The organism is Paenibacillus sp. FSL R7-0198 (genome assembly GCF_038000415.1).
In the GTDB taxonomy this organism is placed as follows: Bacteria; Bacillota; Bacilli; order Paenibacillales; family Paenibacillaceae; genus Paenibacillus.
On the sequence record NZ_JBBOCB010000001.1, the window covers coordinates 1 to 14,602 of the forward strand.

General features: G+C 43.9%; 11 protein-coding genes. 8 read left to right on the forward strand and 3 right to left on the reverse strand.

Annotated features, from left to right (window positions below):
* Positions 1-43 precede the first annotated feature (43 nt).
* Positions 44-1,206 (reverse strand): IS3 family transposase gene (locus MKY87_RS00005; protein ID WP_445669403.1). Its coding sequence is split into 2 segments (ribosomal slippage): positions 44-942 and positions 942-1,206, totalling 1,164 coding nucleotides; the frame shifts between segments, so codons are not numbered across the junction.
* 286 nt (positions 1,207-1,492) lie between these two features.
* Between MKY87_RS00005 and MKY87_RS00010 the strand changes: the two genes are divergently transcribed.
* The 3 genes from MKY87_RS00010 to MKY87_RS00020 all read left to right on the forward strand — a co-directional run bounded on the left by MKY87_RS00010 (position 1,493) and on the right by MKY87_RS00020 (position 4,187).
* On the forward strand, positions 1,493-1,927 hold the full coding sequence (locus MKY87_RS00010; RefSeq protein WP_338594711.1) for a ribonuclease domain-containing protein: 435 nt from the start codon (positions 1,493-1,495) through the stop codon (positions 1,925-1,927).
* A 14-nt stretch (positions 1,928-1,941) separates the two neighbouring features.
* The gene (locus MKY87_RS00015; protein WP_036670932.1) at positions 1,942-2,217 is read left to right on the forward strand and encodes a barstar family protein; all 276 of its coding nucleotides are present in this window, start codon (positions 1,942-1,944) and stop codon (positions 2,215-2,217) included.
* A 275-nt stretch (positions 2,218-2,492) separates the two neighbouring features.
* Positions 2,493-4,187 carry an ABC transporter substrate-binding protein gene (locus MKY87_RS00020; protein WP_339783926.1) on the forward strand — a complete coding sequence of 565 codons (1,695 nt, stop codon included), beginning with the start codon at positions 2,493-2,495 and terminating at the stop codon, positions 4,185-4,187.
* A 121-nt stretch (positions 4,188-4,308) separates the two neighbouring features.
* On the opposite strand, the gene MKY87_RS00025 is transcribed toward MKY87_RS00020, so the two are convergent.
* Positions 4,309-5,178, reverse strand: a complete 870-nt coding sequence (locus MKY87_RS00025) for an AraC family transcriptional regulator (protein WP_036670934.1) — start codon at positions 5,176-5,178, stop codon at positions 4,309-4,311.
* A 161-nt stretch (positions 5,179-5,339) separates the two neighbouring features.
* On the opposite strand from MKY87_RS00025, the gene MKY87_RS00030 reads away from it, so the two are divergent.
* From MKY87_RS00030 to MKY87_RS00050, 5 genes are all read left to right on the forward strand, one after another.
* On the forward strand, positions 5,340-6,857 hold the full coding sequence (locus tag MKY87_RS00030; RefSeq protein ID WP_340962417.1) for a glycoside hydrolase family 43 protein: 1,518 nt from the start codon (positions 5,340-5,342) through the stop codon (positions 6,855-6,857).
* 7 nt (positions 6,858-6,864) lie between these two features.
* The gene (locus MKY87_RS00035; protein WP_340962418.1) at positions 6,865-8,415 is read left to right on the forward strand and encodes a glycoside hydrolase family 43 protein; all 1,551 of its coding nucleotides are present in this window, start codon (positions 6,865-6,867) and stop codon (positions 8,413-8,415) included.
* A gap of 125 nt (positions 8,416-8,540) precedes the next feature.
* A complete protein-coding gene (locus MKY87_RS00040) occupies positions 8,541-10,220 on the forward strand; it encodes an extracellular solute-binding protein (RefSeq protein WP_445669442.1) in 1,680 nt (559 codons plus the stop codon).
* A 48-nt stretch (positions 10,221-10,268) separates the two neighbouring features.
* On the forward strand, positions 10,269-12,035 hold the full coding sequence (locus tag MKY87_RS00045) for a sensor histidine kinase (RefSeq protein WP_340967350.1): 1,767 nt from the start codon (positions 10,269-10,271) through the stop codon (positions 12,033-12,035).
* Positions 12,020-13,645: a response regulator gene (locus tag MKY87_RS00050; RefSeq protein ID WP_340962420.1), complete on the forward strand. Its 1,626-nt coding sequence runs from the start codon at positions 12,020-12,022 to the stop codon at positions 13,643-13,645. Before MKY87_RS00045 ends, MKY87_RS00050 begins: the two co-directional genes overlap by 16 nt.
* A gap of 123 nt (positions 13,646-13,768) precedes the next feature.
* On the opposite strand, the gene MKY87_RS00055 is transcribed toward MKY87_RS00050, so the two are convergent.
* Complete coding sequence (locus MKY87_RS00055; protein ID WP_062834412.1) at positions 13,769-14,536, reverse strand: helix-turn-helix domain-containing protein; 768 nt, start codon at positions 14,534-14,536, stop codon at positions 13,769-13,771.
* Positions 14,537-14,602 lie beyond the last annotated feature (66 nt).

A 14,602-nucleotide genomic window follows, 5' to 3' on the forward strand; every position in this document is an offset into this window, starting at 1 on the left:
TGGTCATAACCCTGTCAAGTAGACAGTACTAAAAAGACGATATTTAAGCTGCGGCCGTTTCCCGGTATTCTACCGGGGAACGGTCGTTTAGTTTTTTCTGAAATCGGTTTTGGTTGTAAAACAATATGTATTCGCTTACTTGCTGTTCAACCTCCGCTTTGTTTGCTGCCTTTTTCAAATAAATTTTCTCAGTCTTCAAATGAGAGAAGAAAGATTCAATACAGGCATTATCTAAGCAATTTCCACGCCTGGAATGACTACCTAGCATGCCGAGCTGGTTCAGTTTACGGTTAAAAGGCTTCGACGTATATTGAAATCCTTGATCCGAATGTAGGATTACGCCACTCAGATCCACGTGCTGACGGAGTCTATCCAGCGTTTCATGAACCAAAGCAAGATCATTTCGTTCAGAAAGATGCCATGCAACAATTTCGTTATTGTATAAATCCTGAATAACAGAAAGATACACAAAGTGTTCTCCAGCACGAATATAGGTAATGTCCGTAACCAGCTTCGTTCGTGGCGTATCCGCCCGGAATTGGCGCTCCAGCCGATTCGGGTTCACCACAGAGGCTTGTTTTCCAAAAAATCGACGTTTTTTTCGAATGACAGAACAGATACCTAATTGTTTCATTAATCGGTACACCTTTTTGTGGTTGACTCGGAGGCCTTCCCGCCGTAAAGCTACGGTCATTCGAAGATAACCAAAGTAGGGATGCACGCGATGGATGGCAAGCAAATGGGATTCTAGTTCCTGTTCCTTGTGTCTACGCTCGTTTGCCGCTGCTAAGCTTTTTCTCCACTTGTAATAACCCGAGCGGGAAACCGCAGCTAACTTCAAGAGCCAAACCAGACCATGGCGTGCTCGCAGGTCCTCAATGATTTGAAATCTGGCCGCTTTACTCGTCACTCCTTGTGTAGATTTGGATACTGCTTTTTTAAGTATTCAATCTCCGCACGCAAGTACGCCATCTCTTCTTCCATACTGGAAAACTTGGTTCTAGGGCGTCCCCGTTTGGGCGTAGCAGGTTCCAGACTCATTCCCTGTTTTGCTTTTGCTGCCCACACTTGTACCTGAGATTTATTTTGAATATCTAAACGTGTCGCTACTTCACGTATACTCATATGTTCTTCGTTGACCAGCCGGACTGCCTCCAATTTCAAATCCAAAGAGTACCGCCGGAATGTTTGTCCTTTTTTAGCCATGAAAAAATCCCCTTCGTTTACATGATTAAGTTCATCTTAACAGATGTCTTTTTTCTCATGTCTACTAAAAGGGGATAATACCATTTTAGCGGCTTTTTTTGTTGAAGGATACGAGTATGCCTCAATATAGTAGGGGGGACTGCTTTTATTGATTGAATTTCAATTCAATGATGGGCCTACGGAATTGATTTAATTACCACAAATCGTTAACATTAAAGGCATTGTCATCGAAGTTGCAGTAAAACGGAAGACAACAAGAGCAAGAACATCAAAAGGAGAAAAGATTATGTTTTTCAGAAAATTTGCTTACACGTTAGTGATCATCCTCGCTGCATTATTGTTCTCGGGTTGTACATCAGAGTCTGTACTTGATATTGGATCGCCTCAAGTTTCGGAGGATATGGGATTTGATGAGGTTGCCAATTATATCTCGGAGCATAATGAACTCCCACCAAATTACATTACCAAGAAAGAGGCCAGAGAATTGGGCTGGGAACCAAGTGAAGGGAATTTACATGAAGTCGCTCCAGGCAAAAGCATTGGCGGCGACGTGTTCGGAAACCGGGAAGGACTACTTCCAAAGAAAAAAGGCCGCATATGGTATGAAGCCGATATAAATTACTCAGGAGGACGGCGCGGAAGCGATCGAATTCTATACTCAAATGACGGTTTAATCTACCAGACGACAGATCATTACAAGTCATTTGAACAGTTAAAATAAACGGAGGAAATGATATGAGCATCATTCAGATTAACGGAAACGACTTTCACAGTAAGGAAGAGCTTCATCAAATTTTTCAGAACCAGCTTGAGTTAGACGAGAGCTATGGAGGCAATTTGGACGCACTATGGGATGTCTTGACTGGGGCTGTAAGCATGCCGCTTACTGTTCAATGGATTGGTTTTGAGAAAAGCAAAGAGATTCTTGGAGATTACGCTGACCAGGTCATGGAATTGTTGCGTGATGTGGAAGGGGAGATCCTAGGATTTACGTTGGAATTATATTATTGAAAAGCAGGTTTGATTTTATGAGGCGATGGGCAACCATCGCTTTTTTGGTCTTCACATTTTTACTGAGACACATGTCTAGATCATGCTATTTTCATGGCTTAATAATCAAGGTTGGGGTGATTAGACTTCCTTATACTTTAAACATGGAATAGGGTAGGCAGGATTGTAATCGTTTACTAACGGTTGAATATGTAAGCGTATACTATTTCAAAGCGAACCATCGTAAGGTCTAGATTGGTTATTACGACTAACACCATTTAGGGGGCAGAAAAATAATGAGAGCCATTTCAAAAATGCTAGGAGCATGTCTCGTAACAAGTGTTGTGCTAGTTTCCGCCGGTTGCGGAAACGCTGGAGAGAATTCCGAATCAAATACGAGTGACCCCAACAGCCCGATCACATTTACATTCTTCGGGGCAGATGCAAGTCCGAACTGGAACAAAATGCAGGATGCTGTAGGGAAGAAAATTACGGAAGAAACCGGTGTAAGCATTGATGCAGAATTCGATATTTCGAGCGGAGGTGGAAACGACCGCATTTCCCTGATGGCTGCCAGCGGCGATTATCCGGATTTGATCTTCCCAAAAGGTAACTTGACCAGACTCGTTGATGCCGGGGCAATGATTGATTTGACGGATCTGATCGAAGAACACGCCCCCAATTTGAAAAAGATCTACGGTGAGCACTTCAATCGGTTGAAATACAGCAATGACGATCCTTCAATCTATTGGATTCCAACGAATGGTGCAATCGATCAGGTCAGCTTCGATGCGACGAATGGTACTGCCATTCAACATCGTGTAGTCAAGGAACTCGGGTATCCTGAGATCAAAACCTTAAACGATTTCGAAAATGTGCTACGTGAATATTACGAGAAACATCCGACCACAGATGATGGCCAACCCACAATTCCGCTGACGCTTAGTGCAGATGGATGGCGGCGAATGATCACTGTTACTGATCCCGCTGTCATGTCTACTGGAGGACCTGGAGATGGTGAGTATTTCATCAATCCTGACACCTACGAAGCCGTTCTACATTACAAACGTTCTGAGGAGAAGGAATATTTCCGGTGGTTGAACAAGATGTACAATGAAGGTTTGCTGGACAAGGACAGTTTTGTTCAGAAGGATGACCAGTATAAGTCCAAAATCGCCAGTGGTCGCGTGTTATCCTTGCTTGATCCAAGCTGGGGATTCAGTGATGCGGAAAATGCGTTGAAAAGCGCAGGGAAAGACGATATGACCTACGGATTCTATCCGGTAACGTTAGATGACAGTTTTCAACGTAAAGATTTCCAGAATATCGGCTTTGATGGTTATGGTATTGGCATAACAGTCGATTGTGAAGATCCTGTCCGTGCCATCAAATTTTTGGATTGGATGTCTTCTGAAGAAGGGCAAGTATTGAGAAACTGGGGCGTTGAAGGCGAGCAATATAACGTGGAAGAGGGTGTTCGCACCATCCCGGCCGATGTACAGGAACGTAAAAACAAAGACAATAACACATTCACCAAAGAAACCGGAGTAGGCTTGTATTACATTTTCGGTGCTCACTACGGGGATGGTGTCAAAGATTCAACGGATAACTACTATACAACGAATTATCCTGAACAGATTCAGCAAAGTTATTCTGATGAGGAGAAAGAAGCGTTGAAAGGTTATGGCATAACTACATGGAAGGACTTGTTCCCTTCCGAAGAAGAGTTTCCGGTGAAAGAATGGGGCGCGGCTTACAATATGCCGATACCTTCGGATAGCGGGGATTATAACGTTGTGTATCAGAAAACGCAGGATATTATTCAGAAACGGATCGCCGAAGCGATTACATCCTCTCCAAGTGCCTTTGAAGGCATATACGACAATATGATTACCGAACTTGATAATGCAGGTGCAGTAGGCATGGAACAGCAGTATACGGAGTGGATTAAAGATCGCGTTCGATTGTGGACGGGAAAAGAGATCAATTAACTTACGGATATAATTACAATAATGAATTGTTTGCAGATCCGAAGTATATCAAGAACTAAAAAAACATCGAGCCATGCAGGATGGCTTGATGTTTTTTAGTTTACATTGAATGAGCTTGTCATTATTGTGGCAAAGCTTCCATCGCATCACGTCTTTGTTTGATATATCTACCGGGGGAGATGCCGACCATTTTGGTGAAACTGCGAATAAAATTGGCATAGTCACTAAAGCCCGATTGAAAGCATGCATCCGTAATACTCATTCCTTCTGACAGGTGGAATTTGGCCCGTTCAATACGTCGACCCAAAATGTAGGAACGGATTGTCAATCCAGTATGCTTTTTGAACTGGCGGCTGATATAAGTACTATTCATGTAGAACACTTCGGCAAGTTTGCGAAGCGTAATGTCTTGATTTAGATGTGTTTCAATATAATCCATGGTTTCACGAACCAGTTCAGGCATAATGTCATTGGGAACAAAGGAATTGTTATGGAACCAGACGTTAATCATGACCAACAATTGGGCTACGGCTGCATTTATTTTGATATCGGTGCCATAAGCATCGGAAGCAAGCAATCCTTCCAGTTCGTTCGTACATTGCAGCATCTGCTTCATGTTATAGTCGTCTAAATGTACGATGTTGCCTGTTCCTTTGGGGCGATGATCAAAACATGACGATAGATTGGTTGATGGTGTGGAAAGCTGAAACAGATATGTTTTTTTGAGATTGATTGTAATTCGCTCATACTCAGATTCATCCAGAATAAAGGCTCGGTGCATCTCCTCGGGTGACATCACAAGCAAATCGCCAGGCTGTACATGGTAACATCGATTTTCTACATAAAAGTGAACGTTGCCACGAAGAAACAGGTAGATCTCGTACGCATTATGGCGATGATAGATCGTTTCCAGCTTATACGTCGTTACGCTGTGTAGATATAAGAGCTCAGGCTGGATGGGATCATAAAAACACTCAGAGGATCCACTCATGAAGTACCTCCCGTCATTTCATGCAATAAATAGAGCGGTTAACGCAATGAAATTGTACTCAGCTTACCTTAAAATGTAATCATCCTATCATGATACCTTTTGTATTGCAAACGCTTTCTTGTAAAAGGCACAACTAAAACGATTTTAGGGGGATTCTTTCGATGAATCATCAATCAACACCACATGCTGGTGAGCAAAAGCAAGACCAAGCTGCCAATCTGGAGCGTATTGCAGGGGAGATTGGAAAGCTTCGTCCCAACGGTAATCCTCTGGTGGCCCACAAATTTGGAGCCGACCCCTATGCTTTGGTATTTAACAATCGAGTTTACTTATATATGACTAGTGATAAGCTGGAATATGATCAGGACGGTCTTCCTCAGAAAAACAGTTACAGTTCAATCAACCGAATTACGGTCATTTCTTCGGATGACTTAATCAACTGGACCGATCACGGGGAGATCAGAGTTGCTGGACCTCAAGGCGCAGCAACATGGGCTTCACAATCCTGGGCGCCCGCAGCTGCTCATCGAATCGTGGATGGCAAGGACTGTTTCTTTCTTTATTTCGCCAACAATGCCAGTGGAATTGGTGTATTGTCTGCACCAACACCTGTAGGTCCATGGATAGATCCTATAGGAAAGGCACTTATTACAAGAGAAACTCCGGGAGTGGAGGAAGTAACCTGGTTATTCGATCCGGCTGTCATTGTTGATGATGATCATCAGGCCTACATATACTTCGGTGGTGGTATTCCGCAGGGGAAAGCAGAAAGACCTGATACGGCAAGAGTGATGCGACTGGGAGACGATATGATCAGCGTGGTTGGCATCGCGAAGGTTATTCAGGCGCCTTATATGTTTGAAAGTTCAGGGATACATAAATATAATAATAGTTACTACTATACGTATTGTTCCAATTTTGTCGAAGGTGACCGGCCAGAGGGCAGCCCACCACCCGGTGAAATTGCATATATGACCAGTGTTCAGCCAATGGGACCATGGACATATCAGGGAACGCTACTCCAGAATCCTGGACACTTTTTTGATATTGGCGGCAACAACCACCATGCTATATTTCAACTAGCGGATCAATGGTACATTGCCTATCATGCCCAGACATTATGCCAAGCTATGAATATTCCCGAAGGTTACCGTTCAACACATCTGAATCGAGTCGAGCATGATGAGGCTACTGGTAAGATCAAGAAGGTGCATGCAGATTATCAGGGCGTAGATCAGCTCAAGTGCTTCGATCCCTATGGGCGGGTAAGCGGTTCCACGATTGGATGGAGTAGCGGAGTATCAACAGAGCAATATCTTGACTCTGGTGAGTTGTCTGCGTCAGACTCGAATACGATGTCCGCTATACTGCAAAATGACAGCTGGATAGCTATATCCAAGGTCGACTTTGAAAGTGAAGGACCGGCAACCTTCTCAGCAACTATTGGAAATCAAGGAACAGAAGGTACGTTGGAACTTCGGCTTGATCGTGCAGATGGACCGTTAATTGGAGAAATCATTGTTCCGCCTGCGACCGATTCCCTTCAATGGATGGAACTAACAACTAATGTTACGGGTGCAAAAGGTGTGCAAGACTTGTATATTAAGCTTAAAAGTTCAACAGACAGCCCAACCATCCTTTTAAGAGAATGGAAGTTTAATAGAAAAAATGAGGTGTAATTGAAGCATGTATCCGAATCCGATTATTTGGGCCGATTACCCGGATCTTGACGTTATTCGTGTAGAGGACACATATTATATGGTCAGTACAACCATGCACATGATGCCGGGATGTGTCATCCTGCGTTCATATGACCTGATCAATTGGGAAGTTGCCACATATGTATACGACACATTGGACGATACACCTGCCCAACGGCTGGTGGATGGTCAGCATATTTATAGCAAAGGCATGTGGGCTGCATCACTCCGCTATCATCAAGGGATGTTCTATGTGATCTTTGTTGCAAATGATACCCGAAAAACATACTTGTATACGTCCCCCACCATTTCGGGAGTTTGGAAGAAACAAGTAGTCGAAGGATTTTACCATGACTGCTCCTTTTTTTTCGACGATGATGAACGAGCCTATCTCGTGTACGGTAATACCGAGATCTATCTGACCGAATTAAGCTCTGATCTGTCCGGGCCCAAACCTGGTGGAGTGCATCGCTTGATCGTAAAAGATGAGCAGCCTCATCACCTTGGTTATGAAGGGGCACATTTCTACAAGATCAACGGGAAATATATTGTATTCCTGATTCATATAACGAAAGCTTCCGGACGGAGAACACAGGCGTTTTATATGGCCGACTCTCTGGAAGATGTCTTCACTGGTGGAGAAGTATTCAATGACGATATGGATTATTTCAATTCAGGTGTTGCTCAGGGCGGTATCGTGGATACACCGGATGGAGACTGGTATGCAATGCTGTTTCAGGATCATGGGGCTGTTGGCCGGGTTCCTGTTTTGGTTCCTCTACATTTTGATCAAGGTATACCGGTTTTTGCAAGCAAAGCGCCTAAGCAGATTGAGATCCCTAGCACGAGACCAGAGCACCGTTATAACCCGTTAGTAGGTAGCGACAGTTTCAATTATGAACCCGAAGAAGATGGAAGCGTCCGCCTCCGTGATTTTTGGCAATGGAATCATACACCTAACAATGAACTCTGGTCCGTCACAGAGAAATCGGGGGTGTATCGTGTTCGAACGGGACAGATCAGCCCAAATCTGACGTTTGCGGTAAACACACTAACCCAGCGTTCAATGGGGCCCGCTTGCGAAGCAATGGTTACGCTTGATGGCAGTTGTCTAAATGATGGGGATTATGCCGGATTGTGCTTTCTGATCGGTTCATACGGTATGATCGCTCTTACGAAGCAGGATAGCAAGTTTTACCTGGTCATGCATGCCAGAGATAGTGAGGATTCCACCATATTTGGCAATCTGATCGACCAGAAGCCAGCCACTGAACATGAACGTATCCCGGTATCAGATCCAGTAGTTAAACTAAAAGCATTCGGAAATTTTGAGAACAATCTGGATGAGTGCTCTTTTGCTTATTTCGATGGGGTTAAATGGAGAGATATAGGGATTGTCCATAAAATGATATATAAACTGGATCATTTTATGGGTTGCCGAACGGGGGTGTTTGTATATTCAACCCAGATGGTTGGAGGAACAGCTGACTTTTCGAATTTTGAATATCGTGTGATTAACCCTGATGAGAAACAATGAAATATGTAAAAGCCGCCCAACGGCGGCTTTTCGTATTCAATAATTACAAGTTGTTGTACAATGATATGGATCCAAAGTTGACAGAGAGAAGAGAGTTGTTCAAACCGAACTGGGGGCATGTCGTCATGTATAAGAGATGTCTGGACATAACAAGATGGACCTTCATTCTGTTCCTTGCTGTGTCCATACCAGCAGGTCATACCGAAGGTAATACCAAACAACATCATCCGCAGCAAGATGGGCAACAGATTCAACTTCCCGCTACGTTTGAGAGGTATTCTCCTCCCATAGCGGTCTCTTTTGTCAGGGAAACCGGAGATGACCTTGAGCGCATGATTAGTCAGTTACCTGGTGAGACGATGCTGGATAATCGCTGGACTCGTTTGTACGAGAAAGAGCTAGGTATTCAAATTCACTATGACTGGATTGCTAATGGAGATGTATACAATCAGAAGCTGGGTGTATCCCTTGCCGCAGGACGTTTCCCAGATGTGGTAAAAGTAAACCCATATCAACTTAGACAACTGAGCAACGCTGGAATGATCGAAGATTTAACCCATGTGTACCAAGAACATGCTTCACCACTTACGAAGAGTATATTAGAGGCAGAGGGAAGAGGAGCATTTGATGCGGCAACCATTGACGGCAAACTCATGGCTATTCCCGAATCATCTTCCTCGATTGAGACTGCGCAGTACCTGTGGATTAGAACCGATTGGTTGGAGCATCTGGGGCTACAGCCGCCTGAAACGATGGAAGAACTTCTTCAGATTTCGAAAGCGTTTACAGAAGAAGATCCCGACGGGAACGGAGAGCAGGATACGTACGGACTTGCACTGACGAACCATCTCTGGGATCCGGTTATGGGAGCTGCAGGCTTGATGTCAGGCTACGGTGCCTACCCTAATATATGGGTTAAAGATGCAGAAGGAAACCTCACGTATGGAGGCATACAGCCTGAAGTTCGGGAGGCACTGAAAGCACTGCAAACGTTGTATCGTGAAGGCCAACTTGATCCGGATTTTGGCTATAAAAGCGGAAGCAAGGCGTTTCGTCTGGTTCAGGATGGGAAAATAGGGATGCTCTACGGTGAACAGTGGACATCCTTTATGCTCCAGACCACCCGTGATACAGATGTAGATGCAGAGTGGCAGGCATATCCTATTGTTGCAAACTCGGACCGAAATCTGTTTGTACCGCTACGTTCCAACACAGGGCAATACTTTGCCGTAAAAAAGGGCTTTTCTAATCCGGAGGTCGTTGTAAAGCTCATGAATCTGCATCTCGACATCAACTGGGGGAATCAGGCGCAGTATGAAACATACTACAACGACGACTCCCGAGCTGTGTGGATGCTATCACCGGTGACTCCTTTTCCCGGTAATAAAAATATAGATGCATACAAACAAATTCGTGATGCCAGAAGTACAGGAGACTTCTCGGCTCTTCAGAATGAAGCTCTCGCCATTCACAAACGCATTGTGGCCTATGAAACGGAAGATGTAGAGAGCGGCTGGGGCTGGAAACAAACCTATGGGCCTTCGGGTGCTTTTAGCATTGCAGATTCATACGAGAAGAACGGCCAACTTCTCTATGATCAATTCACGGGCGGAATTACGGACACGATGGTTGATCGACAAATTATTCTTCGGGACCTTCAGCTTGAAGCCTATATGAACATTATTCTAGGCAGGTCGATAGATGAGTTTGATCAATTCGTTGAGAACTGGCGCAAGCTGGGGGGAGATCAGATCACATCAGAGGTTAACGCGTGGTTTCGCACCAGCAAGCCAAAGGAGCGCTAATGTTCACTTTATTCTTACAAGGAACCCACTCAGCCCTTGGCATTGGAGGTGAATGCATTGATCAAGATCCCTGCTAAATCATGGTTTAACAGTATATTTGCGCGATTAATAATCACCTATCTGGTATTTGTGCTCCCTCTTATTCTTCTTGGCGTGTATCTGTATCATTGGAGTTATGACAATGCAAGCCAGGAAATATCATTGTCAACGGAAAGACGGTTGAACCAATATGTGGTGGAATTGAACAGAGAGATAGAATGGATGGAATTACAGCAGTTTGATATCGTTGAGGATCGAAAACTCAATCGTCTGGCCATTCTCTGGGACATGATGGATCAGGTTGAGCGGCGTGATACATTAAATTACCTGACTGAACGACTCGCTTCATTCAAGAATAGCACTGCTTATATCAAAAACGTTCATGTACATATTCCTTCTGTTGGCAAGAGTATATCCGCGATCCAAGGCATCGATGATTTCGATAAAAGTTCATATCTATATTTCAGTTCGGGCATGCAAGGAAAAGGTACACGTTTCACTGTGAAAGAGGACGCTTTGAACTTAAGTGCCGTCAGGCTGACAGGCACGAGAGGAGAACCTCCGCTTTTTGTCATTCAGGTGGAGTTGGATACATACCATTTTCAGAATGAACTCACACGGCTTAATTTGTACCCGGAGAGTTCAACCTTTCTGATTGAGGACAAAACGGGGCATGCCATCACAGATAAACATCTAGCTAGTGTAATTCTCGCGAATTACCGCGAGCACAGTGTAAAGGGTACACTTGATGGCTTTCGGATGAAGGTGGGGGACACCATGTATCATGTTAGTCAGTTGCATATGGACTCCCTGGGCTTATCCGTAGCTACATATCTACCCGAGGCAATTGTTACCAAGCCACTTAGCAAGTTCTATCATTGGGCGTGGCTGTTTGCAATTACATCATTTGTTGCCATCACAGCGTATCTCTATTCAAGTTATAAGTTGATTCACATCCCGTTACTGTTGTTGGTGAAAAGATTCAAAAAAATGGAGGGAGGCATGCTGGATGTCCCCATTGCGCATAACCGAAAGGATGAATTCGGCTTCCTCTACACCCGTTTCAATCTAATGATTGAAAATCTTCAATCCCTGATCGACCGAGATTTCAAGAAAACACTGATGATGCAGCGGGCCGAGTTGAAACAGCTTCAATCGCAGATTAATCCTCATTTTCTGTACAATAGTTTCTTCATTCTGAATTCACTGGCAAGGACAGGAGAAACCGAACGTATTGAGCAATTCACGAACATGCTTGGAGAGTATTTCAGGTTCATTACCCGGAATGAAACCGATCATGTGAAGTTGAAAGTGGAAGTTGAGCATTCACGAATCTATACAGAGATTCAACAATTACGATTCTCCAGACGAATCAAAGTTGATTTTGGGTCACTACCTGTTGAGATGGAACATATTAAAGTTCCCAGACTCATTATTCAACCTATTATTGAGAACGCCTACGAACACAGCCTTGAAAAGAATACGGACTCCGGTCTTCTCATTATTGGGTTTAATATGGAAGGTTCATATGCCGAGATCACCGTAGAGGATAATGGAAATGAGTTGGAAGAGCAACACATTCAAACTCTTCAACAACGCTTGCATAAGGACGGAGGTACAGACGAAATGACCGCGTTAATAAATATTCATCGACGTCTGATCCTGACGTATGGAGAAGGAAGTGGCCTTTTCCTATCTAGAAGTGAACTGCAAGGGTTAAAAGTCACAATTCGAATCCAGTGGAAAGAGGGAGAAAACGAATGTATCGACTTTTGATTGTAGATGACGAGGAGATTATTACGGATAGTCTCTATGAAACGTTCGCCAGACATATACCCGACCAGCTTGATGTATGTAAGGCCTACTCTGCAACAGAAGCATTGTCCTGGATGCAACGTTCGAGAATTGACATTGTTCTAACGGACATCCGCATGCCGGGCATGAGTGGCTTGGAACTGACAGAGCGGATTCAAGCCAGTTGGCCGAATTGTCGCGTCATTTTTCTGACAGGACATAGCGATTTTGATTATGCCTATCAAGCTTTTCAGATGTCTAATGTGCGTTACTTGCTCAAGACGGAAGGCTATGACAAGGTGATGTCGGTTGTAGAAGATGTGATGGAAGAGATCCGGCGAAGTCACAGCATGGTTGAGTTGTTGGAACACTCTCATAAAGTCAACTCGCAGCTTGCACTGATTCAGCAAAAAGAGTATTTGCGGAAACTACTTCAAGATTGTACAGCGGTTCTAGATTTTACTACGGACGTGCAGGACGAATTATCCAAACGAGATATAAGATTACAGATCAACTCGCCTGTTTATCTCATACTGGGGCGATTCAATAATCCGCCAGAAAAGGGTTCGGACCTCACACAAGTTCAGGAATCTGTTCGCATTATCGGCTCTTCTCTGATGAATGAGCGTACAGTGTGCGCAAGTGTAACGGACCATTATGGGGATACGATCTGGCTGCTTCAGCCGAAGCAGGAGGAAGAGATGACCAATGATAAACTTGTGCGATTTCTAGAAGGTACACTAGAACTGGTACAGGAAGCGTGCATGGTATCACTCGGCGTATCCATTGCTTTTTCATTAAGTAGTCGAAGCTGCAATTGGTCCGAGTTAACCAAACAATATGAACGTCTGCGATTACTCCAGTGGATGAAAATTGGGGATGGTGTATCCATGGTACTCACGGATCATCGCAATGATCTCTCATCTGATGTACCCAAAGAATCCATGCGGATCTCAAACCGGATCGAGATTATGTCAGGGTATTTGGAAACGGGACGAATTCAGCCATTTTACGATATATTTGAGGAGCTTGCAGGCGAACTGCTGCAACAGGATATTACGATGGAACGTGCCATGGAGACATACTACAATCTGGCCTTATTATTGCATTCAACGATCAATCGCTGGGGTCTTCAACAGAAGATCCCGGATCAACGAAGCTTGCTGCACTTAGGGGAATATACATGCATGAAGGATGCAGTACAATTTTTATATCTTGCTGCCGATGAATTAGTACGCTACAAAAGGTCAAATGAACAGGAACGCGCTAACGTTGTCATTCATTCCTTATGCAGTTACGTCAAGGAGAACCTGGAGAAAGATCTCTCTCTGGTGAGATTGGCAGAACTTCATCATTTTAATCCATCCTATCTGTCGCGATTCTTTAAGCAGGAAATGGGAATAAACGTGTCAGAGTTCATTGACGACTGCCGAATACGGAAAGCCAAAGAATTGCTTCAGAACACAAATCTTATGGTACGTGAGGTCGCACTTCAAGTGGGGTACGAGGCTGCACATTCGTTTACCCGACTTTTTAAGAAAATAACGGGAATGACTCCCCAAGAATACCGGGAATCCCTTTTGGTACGTTAATGGTGAATCCTTTGGAATTGACCAAACCCAAATAACCACAAAAAAAAGCAGGATGTATTCTTCAGCCTGCTTTTTTTTGTGGTTATTATCTACTTGATAAACAAAGCGATTCGGCGTTTCACCTTAGGCCGTGTTGATTTTTTGTCTTCTATATGCATTGGGACTCGATCCGGCATACGCTTTGAACTTTTTATAGAACCAATCAATATCCTTATAGCCTACCTCAATAGCAATCTCATATATTCGCAGATTTGTGGAAGACAACAACTGCTGGGCCTTTTCCATACGTTGCTGGAGCATATAATCATTGAAAGACATCTTCTCTTCCAGCTTGAACTTCTGTCCAAGGTACGCACAGTTAAAATGAAGCATATCAGAGATCTTCTTTAGCGTGATTTCATCACTCAGATGATCCCGTACATAGGCCTTGACGATACGAATGACATGACTGGAGTGCATGGGTTTACCATTCATTTGAACGGGTGTTTTGAAGAACGACGACGTTTTGTGTGCCGGGTCGGTTTCAAGGTGGGATCTAAGTCCATGCAGACTATTAAGTAAAGTAGAGGGACTAACAGGATACGGGAGATAATCATTTACCTGATACGTCAGGGCTTTGCGTACAAACCTGAAGTGATCTCTTCCACCCATCAGGAGGATGGGTATCTGACTTTTCTTTCGAATGTTGTTGCATAACCAGAGCCCCGCGGTATCAAACCTCTCTGTATGTACCATAACAAGGGAAAAGTCTCGTTCTGACAATGCGGTCAAAGCCTCGGCCGATGAGAACACACAATTTGCGATAGTATATTGAGCTTTGCTCCGTAGCAACATCTGTTGCAACTCTCCGCACAAACGACGGCTGAAATCCACAAGTAAAATATCATACATGAAGCAATACCTCACCTTCTGCTGAATTGTAATGCGCTAGATTAACTGAAATTTGACTTAATTTCA

Coding starts and splice junctions, on each gene's coding strand:
- MKY87_RS00010 (WP_338594711.1), top strand. CDS start 1,493: ATGTTTTTCAGAAAATTTGCTTACACGTTAGTGATCATCCTCGCTGCA.
- MKY87_RS00035 (WP_340962418.1), top strand. CDS start 6,865: ATGTATCCGAATCCGATTATTTGGGCCGATTACCCGGATCTTGACGTT.
- MKY87_RS00040 (WP_445669442.1), top strand. CDS start 8,541: ATGTATAAGAGATGTCTGGACATAACAAGATGGACCTTCATTCTGTTC.
- MKY87_RS00025 (WP_036670934.1), bottom strand. CDS start 5,178: ATGAGTGGATCCTCTGAGTGTTTTTATGATCCCATCCAGCCTGAGCTC.
- MKY87_RS00055 (WP_062834412.1), bottom strand. CDS start 14,536: ATGTATGATATTTTACTTGTGGATTTCAGCCGTCGTTTGTGCGGAGAG.
- MKY87_RS00030 (WP_340962417.1), top strand. CDS start 5,340: ATGAATCATCAATCAACACCACATGCTGGTGAGCAAAAGCAAGACCAA.
- MKY87_RS00015 (WP_036670932.1), top strand. CDS start 1,942: ATGAGCATCATTCAGATTAACGGAAACGACTTTCACAGTAAGGAAGAG.
- MKY87_RS00050 (WP_340962420.1), top strand. CDS start 12,020: ATGTATCGACTTTTGATTGTAGATGACGAGGAGATTATTACGGATAGT.
- MKY87_RS00020 (WP_339783926.1), top strand. CDS start 2,493: ATGAGAGCCATTTCAAAAATGCTAGGAGCATGTCTCGTAACAAGTGTT.